Genomic DNA, 19,680 nt, shown 5'->3' with positions numbered 1-19,680 from the left:
TCATGCGGCGGCGCCGGGCCGGGCCGGTGCGCCGGTGATGCGCGCGACGGCCTCGGCGGTCAGCGCGCGGTCGTGCGGGTCGGTGTCCAGCGCCCGGTGCAGCGCCAGGCCCTCGATGAGGGCGTCCAGTTGACGGGCGGTCGCCGGATCGAAGTGGCGCTCCAGGCATACCCGGCTGCGCCGCATCCACTCCCGGGTCAGCTCCCGGTAGGCGGGCTCCCGCGCGGCGAGCGTGTACAGCTCGTGGGTGAGGACCAGGTCGCGCTGCGGTCCGTCGGAGAGGCGGTGGATCAGGTCGGTGACGGCGGTGCGGGCCTCGTCGGCGTCGGCGGCCCCGCCGAGGTGGGCGTCGAAGTCGGCGACGACGCCGTCGGCGAAGCGCGTGAACGCCTCGCGCAGCAGGTCCTCCCGGCCGCGGAAGTGGTACGTCATCGATCCCAGCGGCACGCCCGCGCGGGCGGCGACCTTGCGGTGCGAGACGCCGGCGAGGCCCTCGTCGGCGATGAGGTCGAGGGTGGCGGCGATGATGCGCTCGCGTCGCTGCGGGTCGGTGTGTCCGGTGGCCATGTGCGGTTCCGTCGGTGAAGCGGTCAGAGGGTGCGTACGACGCGGGCCGGGTTGCCCACGGCGACGACGTTCGCCGGGACGTCCTTGGTGACGACCGCGCCCGCGCCGATCACGCTGTTGTCGCCGATGGTCACGCCGGCGAGGACGATGGCGCCGCCGCCGAGCCACACGTTGTCCCCGATGGTGATGGGCCGCGCCGCCTCCAGCTTGTCGCGCCGGGGCTCCGGCTCCACGGGGTGGGTGGGGGTGAGGAGTTGGACGTTCGGGCCGATCTGGCAGTCCTCGCCGATGGTGATGGTCGCGACGTCCAGGGCGGTCAGGTTGAAGTTGACGAAGGTGCGCGCCCCGATCGACACCTGGCTGCCGTAGTCCACGTACAGCGGGGGCCGCACGTGGGCCTCCTCGCCGAGGGAGCCGAGGAGTTCGGCCAGCAGGGGCCGGGCGGCGTCGGGGTCCTCGACGTACGCGGCCTGGTAGCGGGCGGCGAGCCGTACGGCGCGCTGCAGCCGGCGGCCGATCTCGGGGTCGTCGGCGATGTAGAGGTCCCCGGCGAGCATGCGCTCCAGCTGGGTGCGGGGATCGTCGGCGAAGTGGTCGGTCGTCGGCATGCGGTCGACCGTACACCCTGGAGCGTACGAACGTACACTCCCCCGGGAAAGAGAACGGGCGGCCGGAATCCGGCCGCCCGTCGTGGGGCGGGTGCGGGTCAGGTCGGTCGGGCCGGGCCGGTCAGGACTGGATCAGGGTGATGTCCTGGCGCTGCACGGCGAGGAAGCGGGGCAGGGGCAGGCCGTTCGTGGTCCGCAGCTCCATCAGGGTCGCCTCGACGCGGGCCGGGCCGGCCTTCAGGGCGTCGGCCGGGTAGGGCGTGCCGGTGTTCACCCAGCGGTGCTCCAGGCCGTCGCAGACCGCGCGGGTGCCGCCGATGCCGTAGCGGACGTGGGAGGAGTTCTGGCCGACGGAGGAGCTGACGAAGACCGGACCGGAGTTGCCGGAGCAGCGGTAGGTGCCGGAGAGGGTGACGGTGCCGTCGGCGGCGACGCGGCCCGTCGGGTCGACGGTCACGGTCGCGGCCGAGGGGGCGGCGACGGGCTCGGGCGCGGCCGCGGCCGCGGGGGCGGCGAGCAGCAGCGCGGCACCGGCGGCGGCGCCGAGGGCGGGACGCAGGAACATGGGGGTACCTCCTGGGTGATCCCGGGTGTGGGGGTTCCCACAGGTACCCGGCGCCCGCCCCGAGCGGTGTGATCGTCACTCTTTCGGTGGCGAGTCCGTGTTCACGCCCGCGCTCACAGCCCGGCGATGAACTCCCGCAGCGCGGCGGCGAGGCGTTCGGGCTGGTCCTCGGCGACGAGGGTCCGGGAGTCCGCGATCTCCAGGAGCCGCCCCTGCGGGAGCAGCCCGGCCAGCCGGGGGCCGTGCTCGCGGGGCATCATCACGTCCTCGGTCGCCCAGACGACGAGTGCGGGCCGGTCGAAGCGGCGCAGGCCCTCGGCGGCCTCCAGCAGTTCGGTGCGGCGGACGTGGGTGCCGTAGTGGCGGAAGTCGCGGCGGATCGCGGGGTCGGTGCGCAGCGGGCGCAGCCAGCCGTCCACGATCTCGTCGGGCACGGGGTGCTTGGTGAGGGCGCCGATGCCGACGGGCAGGCGGCGCAGCGGCTTCAGGCCGAGGACGCGGACGAGCAGGGCGATGCCGCCGGGCACCCGGCAGGCGAGGGTGAGCATCTTGCCGGGCAGGCCGGGCGGGTAGTTGTCGAAGGCCTCGCAGGAGATCAGGACGAGGCGGGCGAGCCGTTCGGGGTGCCGGGCGGCGACGGTCTGGGCCCGGCCGCAGTCGCTCTCGACGAGGGTGACGTCCCGCAGGTCGAGGCGGTCCAGGAACTCCACGACGAGGTCGTTGACGAGGTCGGGCGTGGGCGGCCTGTTCATCGGCCTGCGGTGGGCGCCGTACGGGAGGGTGGGCGCGATCAGGCGGTGGTCGGCGCGGAGTTCGGCGATGACCTTGCGCCAGACGGTGGCGTCGTGGACGAGGCCGTGCAGGAGGACGATGACGGGCCCGTCGCCGCCCGTGTCCTCGTACTCGACGGTTCCCGCGCTGAGCTCGATTTCGGGCATGCCGCGATGCTAGCGCCACGACCGGAAAGGTTCACCGGCTCGCGACGCCCGGCACGGCACCTCGCGGCGTTGTCGCACCGCCCGCGTACGCCCAGTACGCGGGCGGCGCTCCGCCTTGCGACGCACCGCACCGGACGCCGCGAGCACTTCGGCAAACCTTCCCGGCCGCAGCACTAGCCGGTGTGCGAGGATCGCGCCGCCCTTTATGGCAGTACGGCGAAGCCGTCCAGTTCGAGCAGCGCCTGCTCGTCCCACAGGCGCACGACCTCGACCACGGCCATCGCCGGGTAGTCGCGGCCCGCCAACTCCCGCCATGTGCGGCCGAGTTCGCGGGCGTGGGTGCGGTAGGCGGCGAGGTCGGTGGTGTAGACGGTGACGCGGGCGAGGTCGGCCGGGGTGCCGCCGGCGGCGCGCAGCGCGGTCAGCAGGTTGGTGAGCGCGCGGGTGAACTGGGCGGGGAGCGTGTCGCCGACGACCTTGCCGTCGGTGTCGAGCGCGGTCTGGCCGGCGAGGAAGACGACGCGGCCGCCGGAGGCGACGACGGCGTGGCTGAAGCCGGTGGGCGGGGACAGTTCGGGCGGGTTGACGCGCTCGGCGGTCACGGGGCGTCCTCTCCTCGGGCGGCGGCCGTGTACAACTCCTTGGCGATGATGCCGCGTTGGACCTCGCTGGCGCCCTCGTAGACGCGGGGGGCGCGGACCTCGCGGTAGAGGTGTTCGAGGAGGTGGCCGCGGCGCAGGGCACGGGCGCCGTGCAGTTGGACGGCCGTGTCGACGACGTACTGCGCGGTCTCGGTGGCGAGCAGTTTCGCCATGGCGGCGCGTTTGGGGACGTCGGCCGCGCCCGCGTCGTACGCCGTGGCCGCCGCGTAGACCATCAGGCGGGCCGCGTCGGTGCGCAGGGCCATCTCGGCGACCTGGTGGGCGACCGTCTGGAGGTCGCTCAGCTTCCCGCCGAACGCGTCGCGCCGGGCGGTGTGGGCGAGGGTGGCGTCGAGGGCGGCCTGCGCCATGCCGACGGCGAAGGCGCCGACGCTGGGGCGGAACAGGTTGAGGGTGCCCATGGCGACGCGGAAGCCGCGGTCGACCTCGCCGAGCACGTCGTCGGCGGTGACCGGCACGGCGTCGAAGTCCAGGGCGCCGATGGGGTGCGGGGAGAGCATGTCGAGGGCGGTGCCGGTGAGGCCGGGGCGGTCGGCCGGGACGAGGAAGGCGGTGACGCCGCGGGCGCCGGCGCCGGGGGTGGTGCGGGCGAAGACGGTGTAGAAGTCGGCCTCGGGGGCGTTGGAGATCCAGCACTTCTCGCCGGTGAGCCGCCAGCGGGAGCCGCCGTCGGGTGCGGCGGTGAGAGACGGCTCGGCGCGCCGCGCGCCGTCCGGGGCGGCCCGCGTGTCCCGTTCCGCCCGCAGCCCGAGTGCCGCCGCGTCGGAACCGGCCCCCGGCTCGCTCAGCGCGAACGCCGCGACGGCCGTGCCGTCACCCACTCGGGGGAGCCAGCGGGCGCGCTGCGCGTCGGTGCCGTGGGCGTGCACCGGGTGGGCGCCGAGGCCCTGCAGGGCGAGGGCGGTCTCCGCCTCCGTGCAGGCGTACGCGAGGGACTCCCGCATCAGGCACAGGTCGAGCGCGCCGGAGGTGAAGAGGCGGGCGAGCAGGCCGAGCGCGCCCAGTTCGGCGACCAGCGGGCGGTTGACGGTGCCCGGTTCGCCCTTCTCGGCGAGCGGGCGGAGCCGTTCGGCGGCCAGGGTGCGCAGTTCGGCACACCAGGCGGTCTGTTCCGGTTCGAGCGAGAATGCGGTCATTCCCGGGCCTCCCGGTCGCTTCTCCCCCGCCGCCTCGTGGCCGCCGGGGCACCCGACGAGGTTATCGCGAACCGTTGACTGCCGTCACCAACACGATACGCTCCTCGTGCGAGCCCACCACCACAAAGGGGGCGATCGTCATGAATCACGGGGACACCCCCCGCGCCCGGCACGGGGCCACCGCCCACGTCGACACCTTCGCGCGGGACCACCTCCCGCCGCCCGGCCAGTGGCCCGAGCTGAGCTTCGACCTGCCGGAGCTGCGCTACCCGGACCGGCTGAACTGCGCCGCCGAACTCCTCGCCGGACCGCCCGCCGACCGGCCGGTGTTCCGCACCCCCACCGGCCCCGTCTGGACGTACGGGGACCTGCGCGCCCGCGTCGACCGCATCGCCCACGTGCTGACCGGCGACCTCGGCGTCGTCCCCGGCAACCGGGTGCTGCTGCGCGGCCCCACCACCCCGTGGCTGGCGGCGTGCTGGCTCGCGGTGCTGAAGGCGGGCGCGGTCGCCGTGACCGTGCTGGCCCAGCAGCGCCCGCACGAGCTGGCCACCATGTGCGAGATCGCGCGGGTGCGGCACGCGCTGTGCGACGTGCGCGCGGTGGACGACCTCGCCAAGGCCGACGTGCCCGGACTGCGCATCACGACGTACGGCGGCGACGCCCCCGACGACCTCCTGGGCCGCCCCGCGTCCGGGGAGCCGTTCCCTGCGGTGCCGACCGCGGCCGACGACGTGGCGCTGATCGCGTTCACGTCGGGCACCACGGGACGCCCCAAGGGCTGCATGCACGTCCACCGGGACGTGCTGGCGGTCGCCGACACCTTCTCCCGGCACGTCCTGCGGCCCCGCGCGGACGACGTGTTCGCGGGCAGCCCGCCGCTCGGCTTCACCTTCGGGCTCGGCGGCCTGGTCATCTTCCCGATGCGCGCCGGGGCGAGCGCCCTGCTGCTCGAACAGGCCACGCCGAGACAACTGTTGCCGGCGATCGCCGAGCACCGGGTGTCCGTGCTGTTCACGGCACCGACCGCGTACCGCGCGATGCTCGACTCCCTCGACGGGTACGACATCGGCTCGCTGCGCCGCTGCGTGTCGGCCGGCGAGAACCTGCCGGCGGCGACCTGGCACGCCTGGCACGAGCGGACCGGGCTGCGCGTCATCAACGGCATCGGCGCGACCGAGTTGCTGCACATCTTCATCTCCGCCGCCGACGACGCCATCCGGCCCGGCACGACGGGAGTCCCCGTGCCGGGCTGGCACGCGCGCGTGCAGGACGCGAACGGCGACCCCGTGCCCGACGGCGAGCCCGGCCTGCTCGCGGTGCGCGGCCCGGTCGGCTGCCGCTACCTCGCCGACCCGCGGCAACGGGAGTACGTGCGCGGCGGCTGGAACATCACCGGCGACACCTACGTCCGCGAGCCCGACGGCTACTTCCGGTACGTCGCCCGCGCGGACGACATGATCATTTCGGCCGGGTACAACATCGCCGGGCCCGAGGTGGAGGACGCGCTGCTGCGTCATCCGGACGTGGTGGAGGCGGCGGTCGTGGGGCGGCCCGACGAGGCGCGCGGTCAGGTCGTCGTGGCGTTCGCGGTCCTCAAGGAGGGCGCAGCGCGGGACGCCGAGGCACTGCGGGCCTACCTGAAGTCGGAGCTGGCGCCGTACAAGTGCCCGCGCGAGATCGTCTTCCTGGACGCGCTGCCGCGCACCGCGACGGGCAAACTCCAGCGGTTCAAGCTGCGCGCGTCCACCGACGCGGGGGGTGACCAGCAGTGATGCCGAAGACCCTAAGATGATCAACGTGTCCGACCAGCATGCACCACGGTCCCTCATCGTCACGCTGTACGGCGCGTACGGCCGCTTCGCCCCGGGCCCGGTGCCCGTCGCCGAGCTGATCCGGCTCCTGGCCGCGGTCGGCGTGGACGCGCCCTCCGTGCGCTCCTCGGTGTCGCGGCTCAAGCGCCGCGGCCTGCTCGTCCCGGCCCGCACCGCGTCGGGCGCGGCCGGGTACGGGCTGTCGCCGGACGCCCGCCAGTTGCTGGACGACGGCGACCGGCGCATCTACGCGGGCGCGGCGCCGGACGACGAGGGCTGGGTGCTCGCGGTGTTCTCCGTGCCCGAGTCCGAGCGGCAGAAGCGGCACGTGCTGCGCTCCCGGCTGGCCGGACTGGGCTTCGGCACGGCGGCGCCCGGCGTGTGGATCGCCCCGGCGCGGCTGTACGAGGAGACCCGGCACACCCTTCAGCGGCTGCGCCTGGAGGGCTACGTAGACCTCTTCCGGGGCGAGCACCTGGGGTTCGCGCCGACTGCTCAGGCCGTGGCCCGCTGGTGGGACCTGGCGGCGATCGCCAAGGAGCACGAGGCGTTCCTGGACCGCCACGCGCGCGTGCTGGACGACTGGCGGCGGCGCCCGGACACCCCGCCGGAGGAGGCCTACCGCGACTATCTCCTCGCCCTGGACTCCTGGCGCCATCTGCCCTACACCGACCCCGGTCTGCCCGCCCGGCTGCTGCCCGCCGACTGGCCGGGCGCCCGGTCGGCCGCGGTGTTCCACGAGCTGCACGAGCGGCTGCGGGACGCGGGGGCGGCTTACGTCGGCCTGGAGTCGACCGGGTGACACGGCCGGGCGACCGGTGCGACCGCACGACCGGGGGCACCGCCTGACACGACCGGCGGCGTCCTGCGCCCCGGGCGTCGGGCGTCGGGCCCCGGGCCTCAACCGGACAGGCCCAGGCGGGGTTTGGGCGTGTCCGTGCGTCCGGTGCGCGGGGGCCTGCTGCCCGCGCGGTACGGGGCCGGCCAGAGGGCGCCGGGACCGGTGTAGCCCTGTTCGGCAGCGGCGTGCAGCGTCCAGTGCGGGTCGTACAGATGCGGCCGGGCGAGCGCGCACAGGTCGGTCCGCCCGGCCAGGATCAGGGAGTTGACGTCGTCCCAGGAGGAGATCGCGCCGACCGCGATCACGGGCACGCGCGCCTCGTGCCGGATGCGGTCCGCGAACGGCGTCTGGTACGACCGCCCGTACTCCGGCCGTTCGTCGGCGACGACCTGCCCGGTCGACACGTCGATGGCGTCGGCGCCGTGCGCGGCGAAGGCGCGGGCGATCTCGACGGCGTCGTCGGCGGTGGTGCCGCCGTCGGCCCAGTCGGTGGCCGAGATCCGCACGGTCATGGGGCGTTCCTCCGGCCAGACCGCCCGTACGGCGTCGAACACCTCCAGCGGGAAGCGCAGCCTGCCCTCCAGTGATCCGCCGTAGGCGTCGGTGCGGCGGTTGGTCAGCGGGGAGAGGAAGCCGGACAGCAAGTAGCCGTGCGCGCAGTGCAGTTCGAGGAGGTCGAAGCCGGCGCGGGCGGCCCGGACCGCGGCGCTCGTGAACTGCTCCCGTATGTCGGTCAGCTGGGCCCGGCCGAGCGCGCGCGGGGTCTGGCTGCGCGGGGTGTACGGCAGCGGGGACGCGGCGACCAGCGGCCAGTTGCCGTCGTCCAGCGGCTCGTCCATGCCCTCCCACATCAGCCGGGTCGAGCCCTTGCGTCCGCTGTGCCCGAGCTGCACGCCGATCGCGGTGCCGGGCGCCTGCGCGTGCACGAACGACGTGACGCGCCGCCACGCCTCGGTCTGCCGGCCGGTGTAGAGGCCGGCGCAGCCGGGGGTGATGCGGCCCTCCGGGCTGACGCACACCATCTCGGTCATCACGAGCCCGGCGCCGCCGAGGGCCCGTGCGCCGAGGTGGACGAGGTGGAAGTCGCCGGGGACGCCGTCCTCGGCCGAGTACATGTCCATCGGGGACACCACGACACGGTTGCGCAGGGTGAGTCCGCGCAGCCGGAAAGGGGTGAACATCGGCGGTGTGCCGGGCGGGCAGCCGAACTCGCGCTCCACGGACCGGGTGAAGCGGGCGTCGCGCAGCCGGAGGTTGTCGTGGGTGACGCGGCGGCTGCGGGTGAGCAGGTTGAAGGCGAACCGGCGGGGCGGCTGGTCGACGTACAGGGCGAGGTTCTCGAACCACTCCAGGCTGGCGCGGGCGGCGCGCTGCGTGGAGGCGACGACCGGCTTGCGCTCCTCCTCGTAGGCGGCCAGCGCTTCGGCGAGGGTGGGTCGTTCGGTCAGGCAGGCGGCGAGGGCGAGGGCGTCCTCGACGGCGAGTTTGGTGCCGGAGCCGATGGAGAAGTGGGCGGTGTGGGCGGCGTCGCCGAGCAGGACGACGTTGCCGTGCGACCAGCGTTCGGTGACGACCGTGCGGAAGGTGGTCCACGCCGAGTTGTTGGAGCGCAGGGGGCGTCCGCCGAGCGCGTCGGCGAAGATCTTGGCGCAGCGCTCGGCCGACTCCCGCTCGTCCATCGCGTCGAAACCGGCCGCGCCCCACACCTCCTCGCGCATCTCCACGATGACGGTGGAGGCGTCCGCCGAGTAGGGGTAGCCGTGCAGCTGCATCACGCCGTGCTCGGTCTCGGCGATCTCGAAGCGGAAGGCGTCGAAGGCGAAGTCGGCGGCGAGCCAGATGTAGCGGCAGCGGTGGCTCGTGAGGTGCGGGCGGAACACGTCCGCGTACGTGTCGCGGGTCGTGCTGTGCACGCCGTCGGCCGCGACGACGAGGTCGTACGCCTCGGCCAGCCGGTCGGGGTGCGGGGCCGGGGCGCCGAAGCGGAGGTCCACGCCGAGGTCGCGGCAGCGGTCGTGCAGGACGCTCAGGAGGCGGTGTCTGCCGAGGGCGGCGAAGCCGTGTCCGCCGGAGGTCTGGCGGGTGCCGCGGTGGACGATGTCGATGTCGTCCCAGCGGACGAAGTGCCGCTGGAGCGCCTCGTAGACGTGGGGGTCGGCGTGCTCGATGCCGCCGAGGGTCTCGTCGGAGAGGACGACGCCGAAGCCGAAGGTGTCGTCCGGGGCGTTGCGCTCCCAGACGGTGACGTCCCTGCCGGGGTCGAGGCGTTTGAGCAGGGCGGCGGTGTAGAGGCCGCCGGGGCCGCCGCCGATGACGGCGACGCGGGCGGGACCACTCCGCGCGTTCATCGCCCCCTCCACTTCGGGGGCCGCTTCTCCGTGAACGCCGCGTGGAACTCGCGGTAGTCCTCCCCGGTCATCAGGAACGCCTGGGTCGAGGCGTCCAGTTCGACGGCCGCCGACATCGGCATGTCCAGTTCCGCCGTGAGCAGGGCCTTTGTCTGGGCGTGGGCCAGGGCCGGGCCGTCGGCGAGGCGGCGGGCGAGGGCCTGGGCGGCCGGGTCGGCGTGGCCCTCGTCGGTGAGTTCGCTGATCAGGCCGATCCGCTCGGCCTCGGCGGCGCGGACCGGTTCGCCGAGCATCAGCAGGCGGGTGGCGTGGCCGAGGCCGACGACCCTGGGCAGCAGGTAGGCGGCGCCCATGTCGCCGCCGGACAGGCCGACCCTGGTGAAGAGGAAGGCGAAGCGGGCGGTGGGGTCGGCGACGCGGAAGTCGGCGGCCAGGGCGAGGACCGCGCCGGCACCCGCGGCGACGCCGTGGACGGCGGCGATCACCGGGAACGGGCACTCGCGTACCGCCCGCACCACCTGGCCGGTCATCCGGTTGAAGTCGAGCAGCTCGGCGGCGTCCATGGCGAGGGTGGCGCCGATGATCTCCTCGACGTCGCCGCCGGAGCAGAAGCCGCGTCCCTCGCCGGCCAGCACCAGGGCGCGCACGGCGCGGGCGCGGGACAGCTCGGCGAGCAGGTCGCGCAGGTCGGCGTAGGCGCCGAAGGTGAGGGCGTTGAGCCGGTCGGGGCGGGCGAGGGTGACGGTGGCGACGCCGTCGGTGAGGTCGACGCGCAGGTGCCGCCAGTCGGCGGTGGGGGCGGCGGAGCCGGTGAAAGGACTCATGACGTGCGGCCTCCTCGGGCGGGCACTGCCTCACTGAGTTCTGTCCCTCGAAGCTATCACCCATCTGTGACTGTCGTCACGAGTGCGCGATAGGCCTGTGTCGCGCGTCTCTGCCTACGCTTCAGGTGGGCCCCGATGCCGTCACGGGCGTCACGGCTCCTCGACGGGCCGGTAACGGCGGGACCCGGCGGGCGCGCCACGGCGTGGCCCTGGGTAAGCCGCCCGGCGACGGGGCCGAAGGTCCCGTACGTGGCCCGCCGGACGCCTCTGCCGGGCGGACCCGTACCATTCTTACGGTTGAAAGCAGGACAGCCTGCTCATGAACGGACCCGTTGTGCACGACTCCCCCGCTTCCGCCTCCTGGCGCATCGCCCTGCCCCACGCCGCCTCCGCGGTGCCGGTCGCGCGTGCCCTGGTCCGCACGGCACTGGCGGAGCTGGAGCACTCGGCGGACTGCGACACGGCCGAGCTGCTCACGGCGGAGCTGGTCGCGAACGCCGTCGAGCACACCAGCGGGGCGACCCCGATCGAACTGGTGGTGGAGCTGCAGCCGAACGGCTGCCAGGTCGAGGTGCACGATCCCGATCCGGCGCCCCCGGGCGATCTGACCCGGCCGGTGCTGGAGGCGCCCGACCCGTGGCAGGAGCACGGGCGGGGTCTGCTGCTGATCCGCACCCTGAGCTCGTCGTGCGGGCACCGCCCCACCGAGTCCGGCAAGGCGGTCTGGTTCCGGCTGCCGGTGGTGCCCACCCAGCGGCGCCGCTCGCCCTGAGCCGGGTCCCGAGTGGATCCCGAGTGGGGTCCTGAGCCGGGTCAGGCCAGGGTCGCGACCAGGAGCGCCTTGATGGTGTGCAGCCGGTTCTCCGCCTCGTCGAAGACGACCGAGTGGGCCGACTCGAACACCTCGTCCGTGACCTCCAGCGACTCCAGGCCGTGCCGCTCGTGGATCTCCCGGCCGATGCTGGTGTCGAGGTCGTGGAAGGCGGGCAGGCAGTGCAGGAACTTCACGTCCGGGTCGCCGGTGGCGCGCAGCACGTCCATGGTCACGGCGTACGGTGCGAGGCTCGCGATCCGCTCGTCCCAGACCTCCTTCGGCTCACCCATGGACACCCACACGTCGGTGACCACGAAGCCGGCGCCGCGCACGCCGTCGGCGACGGACTCGGTGAGCGTGATGCGGGCGCCGGAGGTCTCGGCGAGTTCGTGGGCGCGGTCGACGATCTCCTGGGCGGGCCAGTAGGACTTCGGGGCGACGATCCGTACGTCCATGCCGAGCAGGGCGCCGGTGATCAGGTAGGAGTTGCCCGTGTTGAAGCGGGCGTCGCCGAGATAGGCGTAGGCGATCTCGGTCACGGGCCGGCCGCTGTGCTCGGTCATGGTGAGCACGTCGGCGAGCATCTGCGTGGGGTGCCAGTCGTCGGTGAGGCCGTTGTAGACGGGCACGCCGGCGTACGCGGCGAGTTCCTCGACCTTGGCCTGACTGTCGCCGCGGTACTGGATCGCGTCGTACATCCGGCCCAGCACGCGGGCGGTGTCCTTGACGGACTCCTTGTGCCCGATCTGCGAACCCGACGGGTCGAGGCAGGTGGTGGCGGCGCCCTGGTCGGCGGCGGCGACCTCGAACGCGCAGCGCGTGCGCGTGGAGGTCTTCTCGAAGATCATCGCGATGTTCTTCCCGCGCAGGTACCGTGTCTCGGTCCCGGCCTTCTTGGCGGCCTTCAGCTCCGCGGCCAGCTCGACGAGGCCCAGGAACTCCTGCGCGCTGAGGTCGAGCTCCTTGAGGAAGTGGCGCCCGGCGAGGGCGGTCGGGACTGTCGCCATGGGGGGCGCTCCAGGGGTGCGTGGGACGGTGCGTGGACAGGACGGGACAGGGACCGTTGGAAGTCTATACGACGGTAGACATTTCTATACAGTCCCCTTCCCGCCCCGCCCGGCCTACGAGGGCACGGCGTCGCGTTCCACGGGGCAGCTCATGCAGCGCGGTCCGCCGCGGCCCCGGCCCAGTTCGCTGCCGGGGATCTCGATGACCTCGATGCCCTGCTTGCGCAGGTGGGTGTTGGTGGTGGCGTTGCGCTCGTAGGCGACGACGACGCCCGGTTCGACGGCGAGGACGTTGCAGCCGTCGTCCCACTGCTCGCGCTCGGCGGCGTGGACGTCCTGGGTGGCGGTCAGGACGCGGATCTCGCTGAGGCCGAGGGCGGCGGCGATCGCCCGGTGCATGTGCTCGGGCGGATGGTCGGTGACCTTGAGCTCCTTCTCGCCCGTGCCCGGTTCGATGGTGTACGAGCGGAGCATGCCGAGCCCGGCGTACTGCGTGAAGGTGTCGCCGTCGACCATGGTCATCACCGTGTCGAGGTGCATGAACGCGCGCCGCTTCGGCATGTCGAGGGCGACGATCGTGGTCGCGGAACCGGCGGCGAACAGCTTGTGCGCGAGCATCTCGACGGCCTGGGGCGTGGTGCGCTCGCTCATGCCGATGAGGACGGCGCCGTTGCCGATGACGAGGACGTCGCCGCCCTCGATGGTCGACGGGTAGTCGGCCTGGCCCTGGGACCAGACGTGGAAGCCCTTGCCGAAGCCCTCCTCGCGGAACAGCGGGTGGTAGCGGTAGATCGCCTCGAAGTGCACGGTCTCGCGCTGCCGGGCCGGCCAGCGCATCGCGTTGACGGAGACGCCGTCGTATATCCAGGCGGAGGTGTCCCTGGTGAACAGGTGGTTGGGCAGCGGCCCGAGCAGGAAGTCGTCCAGGTCCATGGCGTGGAAGCGCACGGAGGTCGGCTCGGGGTGCTCGTCGAGGAACTCCCGTTTGGTCATGCCGCCGACGAGCGCCTCGGCCAGGCCGGGGGCGGGCAGCGACTCGAAGGCCGCGCGCAGGTGGTCGGTGGCGAGGGGGCCGTACTCCTTCTCGTCGAAGACGCGGTCCAGGACCAGGGTTCTGGCCTCGGGGACCTCCAGGGTCTCGGAGAGCAGGTCACCGAAGAGGTGGACGGTGACCCCGCGGTCGCGCAGCACGTCCGCGAACCCGTCGTGCTCGGCGCGCGCCCGGCGCACCCACAGCACGTCGTCGAAGAGAAGGGCGTCCTTGTTGCTGGGCGTGAGCCTTTTGAGCTCGAGATCAGGCCGGTGCAGGATGACGCGGCGCAGCCGCCCGGCCTCGGAGTCGACATGGAATGCCATGACTCCATCCTGACCATCGCGGACCGTCTTCACCCGCTGCTCGACCGATTCCGCCCCCTTCTGTTTTCGTCCCCTTGACGATAAACGGCGCCATGGTTATCGTCATCATGACGAAATGAACGAGGGGGTCCTCATGGCCGACATCACCCGGCGCCTCGGCTGGCGCCACCTGCGCGGCGCGCCGACGGCACACGTCCGGCACCACAGGTCCGGCAGGCTCGTGCACGAGGGACCCGGCCTCAGCTTCTGGTACCGGGCACTGACCGCCGCGCTGTCCGAGGTGCCGGTCGACGACCGGGAACTGGCGATGACCTTCCACGCCCGCACCTCCGACTTCCAGGACGTGGCGGTGCAGGCGACCGTCACCTACCGCATCGGCGACCCGGCGCTCGCCGCCGAGCGGCTGGACTTCTCCATCGACCCGGACACCGGCGCCTGGCGGGGCGCGCCGCTGGAGCAACTGGGCACGCTGCTCACCGAGACGGCCCAGCAGCACGCCCTCGACGTCCTGGCCCGTACGCCGCTGGCGACCGCGCTCGTGGACGGCGTCGCGGCGGTCCGCGACCGGGTCGCGTCGGGCCTCGCGGCCGAGCCCCGGCTGCCCGCCACCGGCATCGAGGTGGTCGCCGTGCGCGTCGTGGCGCTCCGGCCGGAGCCGGAGGTCGAGCGGGCCCTGCGCACTCCGGCCCGCGAGCTGATCCAGCAGGACGCCGACCGCGCCACGTACGAGCGGCGGGCCGTGGCGGTGGAGCGGGAGCGGGCCATCGCCGAGAACGAGCTCGCCAGCAAGATCGAACTGGCCCGCCGCGAGGAGCGGCTGGTCGAGCAGCAGGGCACCAACGCCCGCCGCAAGGCCGAGGAGCAGGCCGCCGCCGACGCGGTGCGCGCCGACGCCGAGGCCGCCCGCACGGTGAAGCTCGCCGAGGGGGAGGCCGCCCGGACGGTACGGCTGGCCGACGCCGAGGCGACCCGGTCCATACGGCTGGCGAAGGCCGAGGCGGAGGGCGCGCGCGAGGTCGGCGAGGCGCGCGCGCAGGCGCAGGCCGCCTGGCTGCGGGTGCACGGGGAGGTCGACGCGGCGACGCTGCACGCCCTCACCGGGGCGAGGCTCGCGGAGAACCTGCCGCGCATCGACAGCGTGACCGTGTCGCCGGACGTGCTGACCGGGCTGCTGTCGCGGCTGGGCCGCGGGGAACCGGCGTGAGCCTCGCCCCGCGGGTCGTCCTCGTCCACCGCACCACGGAGTACGAGGAGCTGGTGGCCCGGCACGGCACGCACGGGCAGGCCGCGTTCTTCCTGGCGTCGCGCGGCCGGGACATCGAGGAGATCGCCGCGCGCCACCACCGGACGCGGCGGGCCCTGGCCGAGGTCGCCTCGGCCGTGCCGCTGACGTGGCGTCAGGCACGGGTGGAGCGGGCCGACCTGGACCGGTTCCTGTTCGCGCCGGAGGACGTCGTGGTCGTCGTCGGCCAGGACGGCCTGGTGGCGAACGTCGCCAAGTACCTCGACGGCCAGCCGGTGATCGGCGTCGACACGGACCCCGGACGCAACCCGGGGGTGCTGGTGCGGCACAGCGTGGGCGACGCGCCGGCGCTGCTGCGGTCGGCGCACACGGGAGCGGTGACGGACGACCTGACGATGGTGGAGGCGGTCGCCGACGACACGCAGCGGCTGGTCGCCCTCAACGAGATCTACCTGGGCGCCGCGGGCCACGCGACGGTCAGGTACCGCCTGGGCCTGGACGGCGACGGGGGTGCCGTCGAGGCCCAGGCCTCCTCGGGGGTGCTGGTCGGCACCGGGACCGGGGCGACGGGCTGGATCCGCTCGGTGTGGCAGGAGCGCGGCGGGGGCCTGCCCCTGCCGGGCCCGGCGGAGACCCGGCTGCTGTGGTTCGTGCGCGAGGCCTGGCCCTCGCCCGCCACCGGCACGTCGCTGGTGGCGGGCGAGTTGACGGACCCGGCCGCGCTGCGCCTGACCGTCGAGTCCGAGCGCCTCGTCGCCTTCGGGGACGGCATGGAGAACGACGCGCTGGAGCTGACGTGGGGTCAGACCGTACGGGTCGCGGTGTGCGCGCGGCGGCTGCGGCTGGTGGTCTAGGGCCCGTTGACGACGTGACGTCCAACGGGCCCTCACCCGTCACAACCGGGGGTCCACCGGCTCCGACTCCAGGGCCAGTACGCCGAACACGGCCTCGTGGACCCGCCACAGCGGCTCGCCGTCCGCGAGCCGGTCCAGGGCCTCCAGGCCGAGGGCGTACTCGCGGATCGCCAGGGACCGCTTGTGGCCCAGGAAGCGGTGGCGCAGCCGTTCCAGGTTCTCCGGGCGCGTGTACTCCGGGCCGTAGATGATCCGCAGGTACTCGCGGCCCCGGCACTTGATGCCGGGCTGCACCAGCCGCCCCTTGCCGTCGCGGACCAGCGCGCCGAGCGGTTTGACGACCATGCCCTCGCCGCCGCGGCCGGTCATCTCCAGCCACCAGTCGACGCCGGCGCGCACCGACTCCGGGTCGCCGGTGTCGACGTACAACCGCCGGGTGGTGCGCAGCAGGCCGCTGCCGTCGTGCTCCACGAGCCGGTCCAGCAGGGCGAGTTGCTCGTCGTGCGGCAGCCCGGCGAGGCTGCGGCCCTGGACGGCGAGGATCTGGAACGGCGCCAGCCGCACGCCGTCGAGGCCGTCCGTCGTCCAGCAGTAGCGCCGGTACGCCGCGGTGAACGCCGCCGCGTCCGAGGCGCGTTCGCGCTGGCGCCCCAGAAGCGCGGACACGTCGACGCCCCGGGCGGCGGCGCCCTCCAGCGCGGCCAGCGCGCCCGGGAACACCGCGCCGGACGCAGCGCCCACCGCGGCGTACTGCGAGCGCAGCAGCCCGGCCGCCTTCAGCGACCAGGGCATCAACTCGGCGTCCAGCAGCAGCCAGTCGGTGTCCAGCTCCGCCCAGAGCCCGGCCTCGTCCACCGCCGCGCGCAGCCGCGCGAGGATCTCCTCGGTGACGGACTCGTCGTCGAAGAAGGGGCGGCCGGTGCGCGTGCAGAGGGCGCCGGTCGGTCCCTCCACGCCGAAGCGCTTCGTGGCCGTGTCCGCGTCCCGGCACACCAGGGCCACCGCCCGCGACCCCATGTGCTTCTCCTCGCACACGACGCGCGCGACACCGTCGGCGGCGTACTCCGCGAAGGCCTCCGCCGGGTGCTCCAGGTACCCGTCGACCTGCGAGGTCGCGGTCGGCGCCATCGTCGGCGGCAGGTACGGCAGCAGCCTCGGGTCCACCGCGAAGCGGCTCATGACCTCCAGCGCGGCGGCGGCGTTCTCCTCGCGGACGGTGATCCGGCCGGCGTGCCGCGTCTCCACAGCGCGCCGCCCCCGTACGTCCGCGAGGTCGAGGGGCCGCCCGTCGTGCCCGCCGGGCGCCTCGGACCGCAGCGGCTTCACCGGCTCGTACCAGACGCGTTCGGCCGGTACGTCGACCAGTTCGCGCTCCGGCCAGCGCAGCGCGGTGAGCTTCCCGCCGAAGACGGCGCCGGTGTCCAGGCAGATCGTGTTGTTGAGCCAGGTCGCCTCCGGGACCGGGGTGTGGCCGTACACCACGGCGGCGCGGCCCCGGTAGTCCTCGGCCCACGGGTAGCGCACCGGCAGCCCGAACTCGTCGGTCTCGCCGGTCGTCTCGCCGTACAGGGCGTGGCTGCGGACCCGGCCGGAGGTGCGGCCGTGGTACTTCTCGGGCAGCCCGGCGTGGCAGACCACGAGCCGGCCGCCGTCGAGGACGTAGTGGCTGACCAGCCCCTCGATGAACTCCCGTACCTCCGCGCGGAAATCCTCGCTCTCGGCGTCCATCTGCGCGACGGTCTCCGCGAGGCCGTGGGTGTGCTGGACGGTGCGGCCCTTGAGGAAGCGGCCGAACTTGTTCTCGTGGTTGCCGGGCACGCACAGCGCGTTGCCCGACTTCACCATGGCCATCACGCGGCGCAGCACGCCCGGGCTGTCCGGACCGCGGTCCACGAGGTCGCCGACGAACACCGCCGTGCGGCCCTCGGGGTGGGCGCCGTCGACGTAGCCCAGCTTGCCGAGCAGCGACTCCAGTTCGGCGGAGCAGCCGTGGATGTCGCCGATGATGTCGAACGGTCCGGTGAGGTGGGTCAGGTCGTTGAACCGCTTCTCGGTGACGACGGTGGCGTTCTCGACCTCCTCAACGCCGCGCAGCACGTGCACCTTGCGGAAGCCCTCGCGCTCCAAGTGCCGTATGGAACGGCGCAGTTCGCGGACGTGGCGCTGGACGACGCGGCGCGGCATGTCGGCGCGGTCGGTGCGGGCCGCGTTGCGCTCGGCGCACACCTCCTCCGGCACGTCGAGCACGACGGCGATCGGCAGTACGTCGTGCGCGCGGGCCAGTTCGATCAACTGGCGCCGGGCGTCCTGCTGCACGCTGGTGGCGTCGACGACGGTACGGCGGCCGGCGGCGAGGCGCTTGCCGGCGATGTAGTGCAGCACGTCGAAGGCGTCGCGGGTGGCGCTCTGGTCGTTCTCGTCGTCGGAGACCAGGCCGCGGCAGAAGTCGGAGGAGATCACCTCGGTCGGCTTGAAGTGCCGGCGGGCGAAGGTGGACTTGCCGGAGCCGGAGGCGCCGACGAGCACGACGAGGGACAGGTCGGTGACGGGGAGCACACGGGTCTTCGGGGTGTCGGTCATGCCGCCTTCGCCTCCTTACGGGTCTGCGCGGTGAACACGGCCATCTGCGTGGGCGGACCCACTTCGGGGTCGTCGGGGCCCACGGGCGCGAACCCGACGTCGTAGCCGTGCCGTTCGGCGACCGCGGTGGCCCAGGCGCGGAAATCGGCGCGGGTCCACTCGAAGCGGTGGTCGCCGTGCCGGACGTGCCCGGCCGGGAGGCTCTCCCAGCGGACGTTGTACTCGACGTTGGGTGTGGTCACGAGGACCGTGCGCGGGCGGACCGCGCCGAACACCGCGTATTCCAGGGCGGGCAGCCGCGGCGGGTCGACGTGCTCGATCACCTCGCTGAGCACGGCGGCGTCGTAGCCCTTGAGGCGGTTGTCGGTGTAGGCGAGGGAGCCCTGGAGCAGCCGCACGCGCGAGGCCTGCCGCTCCCCCATGCGGTCCAGTTTGAGCCGCCGCCCGGCGATGGTGAGCGCCCGCATCGACACGTCGACGCCGACGATCTCCGTGAACCGCGGGTCCTTCAGCAGCGCCTGTACCAACTGGCCCTGCCCGCAGCCCAGGTCGAGGACGCGGGCGGCACCGGACTCCCGGAGCGCCGCCACGATCGCGTCGCGCCGCTGTACGGCGAGCGGGGTGGGCCGCTCCTCGGTCTCCGCCTCGGCCGCCACCGCGTTGTCGATGTCCTCGACCTCGCTGTCGTCGGCCTCGGCGAGCCGGACCAGTTCCAGCCGTTCCATGGCCTCGCGGGTCAGGGACCAGCGGCGCGACAGGTAGCGGCTGGTGATCAGCTTCTGCTCCGGGTGGCCGGCCAGCCAGCCCTCCCCGGCCCGCAGCAGCTTGTCGACCTCGTCCGGGGAGACCCAGTAGTGCTTGGCGTCGTCCAGGACCGGCAGCAGGACGTAGAGGTGGCGCAGGGCCTCGGCGACGGTCAGCGCCTCGGACTCCAGCACGAGACGCACGTACCGCGAGTCGCCCCACTCGGGGAACTCGGTGTCCAGCGGCACCGGTTCGACGGTGACCGTCCAGCCCGGCGGCTCGAAGAGGCGGCGTACGAGGTCGGCGCCGCCGCGGGCGGGCAGGGCCGGCACCTCCACGCGCAGCGGCCGCGGCCGTCCCGGAAGCTCGGGGCGGGCGTGGCACACGCCGCGCATGGCGCTGGAGAAGACGCCGCTCAGCGCCACGGCGAGGAGGGAGGACGCGGCGTACGGGCGGTCGTTGACGTACTGCGCGAGGGCCGCGTCGGGGGCGCCGCCGCGGCCCTTGCCCCTGCCGCGCCGGACCAGGGCCACCGCGTCGACCTCCAGCAGCAGCGCCGCCGTGCAGCGCTCGGCGTCCGCCTCCGGGTAGAGGACGTGGGCGGTGCCGTAGGAGGTGGAGAACGCCTGCGCCTTGTCGGGATGCTTGTGCAGCAGGTAGCCGAGGTCGGTCGCGGGGTGGGCCGGGGTGCCGGTGGTGGTGAGGGTCAGGAACACGGGTGCCTCTGAATTGGCGTGAGTGGTGTGGGCGCGAATGCGCGTTCGCTCACCGTACAGAGG

General features: G+C 73.7%; 17 protein-coding genes. 5 read left to right on the top strand and 12 right to left on the bottom strand.

Translation table 11 applies throughout. The features are described 5' to 3' along the window. From ACZ7D7_RS25665 to ACZ7D7_RS25640, 6 genes are all read right to left on the bottom strand, one after another. Nucleotides 1–567, bottom strand: a complete 567-nt coding sequence (locus ACZ7D7_RS25665; protein WP_470827248.1) for a TetR/AcrR family transcriptional regulator — start codon at nt 565–567, stop codon at nt 1–3. Nucleotides 568–590: 23 nt separating this feature from the next. Beyond that, entirely contained in the window at nt 591–1,175 is a 585-nt protein-coding gene (locus ACZ7D7_RS25660) for a sugar O-acetyltransferase (RefSeq protein WP_470827247.1), read from the bottom strand. 121 nt (nt 1,176–1,296) lie between these two features. Continuing rightward, complete coding sequence (locus ACZ7D7_RS25655) at nt 1,297–1,740, bottom strand: DUF6299 family protein (protein WP_470827246.1); 444 nt, start codon at nt 1,738–1,740, stop codon at nt 1,297–1,299. A gap of 113 nt (nt 1,741–1,853) precedes the next feature. Further along, nucleotides 1,854–2,678 carry an alpha/beta fold hydrolase gene (locus ACZ7D7_RS25650; RefSeq protein ID WP_470827244.1) on the bottom strand — a complete coding sequence of 275 codons (825 nt, stop codon included), beginning with the start codon at nt 2,676–2,678 and terminating at the stop codon, nt 1,854–1,856. Between the two features lie 203 nt (nt 2,679–2,881). Beyond that, nucleotides 2,882–3,280, bottom strand: coding sequence for a RidA family protein (locus ACZ7D7_RS25645; RefSeq protein WP_470827243.1), 399 nt, complete (start codon nt 3,278–3,280; stop codon nt 2,882–2,884). Beyond that, nucleotides 3,277–4,476: an acyl-CoA dehydrogenase family protein gene (locus tag ACZ7D7_RS25640; protein ID WP_470827241.1), complete on the bottom strand. Its 1,200-nt coding sequence runs from the start codon at nt 4,474–4,476 to the stop codon at nt 3,277–3,279. The genes ACZ7D7_RS25645 and ACZ7D7_RS25640 overlap by 4 nt, the downstream gene beginning before the upstream one ends. A 140-nt stretch (nt 4,477–4,616) precedes the next feature. Here ACZ7D7_RS25640 and ACZ7D7_RS25635 point away from each other — a divergent pair, with 140 nt between their 5' ends. Further along, the gene (locus ACZ7D7_RS25635) at nt 4,617–6,251 is read left to right on the top strand and encodes an AMP-binding protein (RefSeq protein ID WP_470827240.1); all 1,635 of its coding nucleotides are present in this window, start codon (nt 4,617–4,619) and stop codon (nt 6,249–6,251) included. A gap of 16 nt (nt 6,252–6,267) precedes the next feature. Further along, the gene (locus ACZ7D7_RS25630; protein ID WP_470827238.1) at nt 6,268–7,092 is read left to right on the top strand and encodes a PaaX family transcriptional regulator; all 825 of its coding nucleotides are present in this window, start codon (nt 6,268–6,270) and stop codon (nt 7,090–7,092) included. A gap of 98 nt (nt 7,093–7,190) precedes the next feature. Here the strand turns inward: ACZ7D7_RS25630 and ACZ7D7_RS25625 are convergent, their stop codons facing one another. Together ACZ7D7_RS25625 and ACZ7D7_RS25620 are read right to left on the bottom strand one after the other, a co-directional pair. Next, nucleotides 7,191–9,479 carry a bifunctional salicylyl-CoA 5-hydroxylase/oxidoreductase gene (locus ACZ7D7_RS25625; RefSeq protein WP_470827237.1) on the bottom strand — a complete coding sequence of 763 codons (2,289 nt, stop codon included), beginning with the start codon at nt 9,477–9,479 and terminating at the stop codon, nt 7,191–7,193. Then, nucleotides 9,476–10,303: an enoyl-CoA hydratase family protein gene (locus ACZ7D7_RS25620; RefSeq protein ID WP_470827235.1), complete on the bottom strand. Its 828-nt coding sequence runs from the start codon at nt 10,301–10,303 to the stop codon at nt 9,476–9,478. The genes ACZ7D7_RS25625 and ACZ7D7_RS25620 overlap by 4 nt, the downstream gene beginning before the upstream one ends. 319 nt (nt 10,304–10,622) lie before the next feature. On the opposite strand from ACZ7D7_RS25620, the gene ACZ7D7_RS25615 reads away from it, so the two are divergent. Further along, nucleotides 10,623–11,075: an ATP-binding protein gene (locus ACZ7D7_RS25615; RefSeq protein WP_470827233.1), complete on the top strand. Its 453-nt coding sequence runs from the start codon at nt 10,623–10,625 to the stop codon at nt 11,073–11,075. Nucleotides 11,076–11,116: 41 nt separating this feature from the next. Here ACZ7D7_RS25615 and argF read toward each other — a convergent pair whose 3' ends face one another. Then, nucleotides 11,117–12,124 (bottom strand): ornithine carbamoyltransferase, encoded by a 1,008-nt coding sequence (gene argF, locus ACZ7D7_RS25610; protein WP_470827232.1) that lies wholly within the window; start codon nt 12,122–12,124, stop codon nt 11,117–11,119. A 114-nt stretch (nt 12,125–12,238) separates the two neighbouring features. Continuing rightward, nucleotides 12,239–13,480 (bottom strand): arginine deiminase, encoded by a 1,242-nt coding sequence (locus ACZ7D7_RS25605; RefSeq protein ID WP_470827231.1) that lies wholly within the window; start codon nt 13,478–13,480, stop codon nt 12,239–12,241. Between the two features lie 133 nt (nt 13,481–13,613). On the opposite strand from ACZ7D7_RS25605, the gene ACZ7D7_RS25600 reads away from it, so the two are divergent. Beyond that, nucleotides 13,614–14,684, top strand: coding sequence for an SPFH domain-containing protein (locus ACZ7D7_RS25600; RefSeq protein WP_470827296.1), 1,071 nt, complete (start codon nt 13,614–13,616; stop codon nt 14,682–14,684). After that, nucleotides 14,681–15,577 carry a hypothetical protein gene (locus ACZ7D7_RS25595; protein WP_470827230.1) on the top strand — a complete coding sequence of 299 codons (897 nt, stop codon included), beginning with the start codon at nt 14,681–14,683 and terminating at the stop codon, nt 15,575–15,577. The genes ACZ7D7_RS25600 and ACZ7D7_RS25595 overlap by 4 nt, the downstream gene beginning before the upstream one ends. Nucleotides 15,578–15,616: 39 nt before the next feature. Here ACZ7D7_RS25595 and ACZ7D7_RS25590 read toward each other — a convergent pair whose 3' ends face one another. Together ACZ7D7_RS25590 and ACZ7D7_RS25585 are read right to left on the bottom strand one after the other, a co-directional pair. Next, on the bottom strand, nt 15,617–18,157 hold the full coding sequence (locus ACZ7D7_RS25590; protein ID WP_470827229.1) for a polynucleotide kinase-phosphatase: 2,541 nt from the start codon (nt 18,155–18,157) through the stop codon (nt 15,617–15,619). After that, on the bottom strand, nt 18,154–19,617 hold the full coding sequence (locus tag ACZ7D7_RS25585) for a 3' terminal RNA ribose 2'-O-methyltransferase Hen1 (RefSeq protein ID WP_470827227.1): 1,464 nt from the start codon (nt 19,615–19,617) through the stop codon (nt 18,154–18,156). The genes ACZ7D7_RS25590 and ACZ7D7_RS25585 overlap by 4 nt, the downstream gene beginning before the upstream one ends. Nucleotides 19,618–19,680 lie beyond the last annotated feature (63 nt).

The organism is Streptomyces sp. NPDC037054 (assembly GCF_055606745.1).
The sequence above is the reverse complement of the archived record's forward strand: the minus strand, read 5'-3'. Positions and strand labels throughout refer to the sequence as shown.

What these genes read in the sequence shown, in the direction of transcription:
- ACZ7D7_RS25630 (WP_470827238.1), top strand. Translation starts at nt 6,268, where the DNA reads ATGATCAACGTGTCCGACCAGCATGCACCACGGTCCCTCATCGTCACG.
- ACZ7D7_RS25620 (WP_470827235.1), bottom strand. Translation starts at nt 10,303, where the DNA reads ATGAGTCCTTTCACCGGCTCCGCCGCCCCCACCGCCGACTGGCGGCAC.
- ACZ7D7_RS25605 (WP_470827231.1), bottom strand. Translation starts at nt 13,480, where the DNA reads ATGGCATTCCATGTCGACTCCGAGGCCGGGCGGCTGCGCCGCGTCATC.
- ACZ7D7_RS25640 (WP_470827241.1), bottom strand. Translation starts at nt 4,476, where the DNA reads ATGACCGCATTCTCGCTCGAACCGGAACAGACCGCCTGGTGTGCCGAA.
- argF (WP_470827232.1), bottom strand. Translation starts at nt 12,124, where the DNA reads ATGGCGACAGTCCCGACCGCCCTCGCCGGGCGCCACTTCCTCAAGGAG.
- ACZ7D7_RS25660 (WP_470827247.1), bottom strand. Translation starts at nt 1,175, where the DNA reads ATGCCGACGACCGACCACTTCGCCGACGATCCCCGCACCCAGCTGGAG.
- ACZ7D7_RS25650 (WP_470827244.1), bottom strand. Translation starts at nt 2,678, where the DNA reads ATGCCCGAAATCGAGCTCAGCGCGGGAACCGTCGAGTACGAGGACACG.
- ACZ7D7_RS25655 (WP_470827246.1), bottom strand. Translation starts at nt 1,740, where the DNA reads ATGTTCCTGCGTCCCGCCCTCGGCGCCGCCGCCGGTGCCGCGCTGCTG.
- ACZ7D7_RS25615 (WP_470827233.1), top strand. Translation starts at nt 10,623, where the DNA reads ATGAACGGACCCGTTGTGCACGACTCCCCCGCTTCCGCCTCCTGGCGC.
- ACZ7D7_RS25590 (WP_470827229.1), bottom strand. Translation starts at nt 18,157, where the DNA reads ATGACCGACACCCCGAAGACCCGTGTGCTCCCCGTCACCGACCTGTCC.
- ACZ7D7_RS25600 (WP_470827296.1), top strand. Translation starts at nt 13,614, where the DNA reads ATGGCCGACATCACCCGGCGCCTCGGCTGGCGCCACCTGCGCGGCGCG.
- ACZ7D7_RS25635 (WP_470827240.1), top strand. Translation starts at nt 4,617, where the DNA reads ATGAATCACGGGGACACCCCCCGCGCCCGGCACGGGGCCACCGCCCAC.
- ACZ7D7_RS25665 (WP_470827248.1), bottom strand. Translation starts at nt 567, where the DNA reads ATGGCCACCGGACACACCGACCCGCAGCGACGCGAGCGCATCATCGCC.
- ACZ7D7_RS25625 (WP_470827237.1), bottom strand. Translation starts at nt 9,479, where the DNA reads ATGAACGCGCGGAGTGGTCCCGCCCGCGTCGCCGTCATCGGCGGCGGC.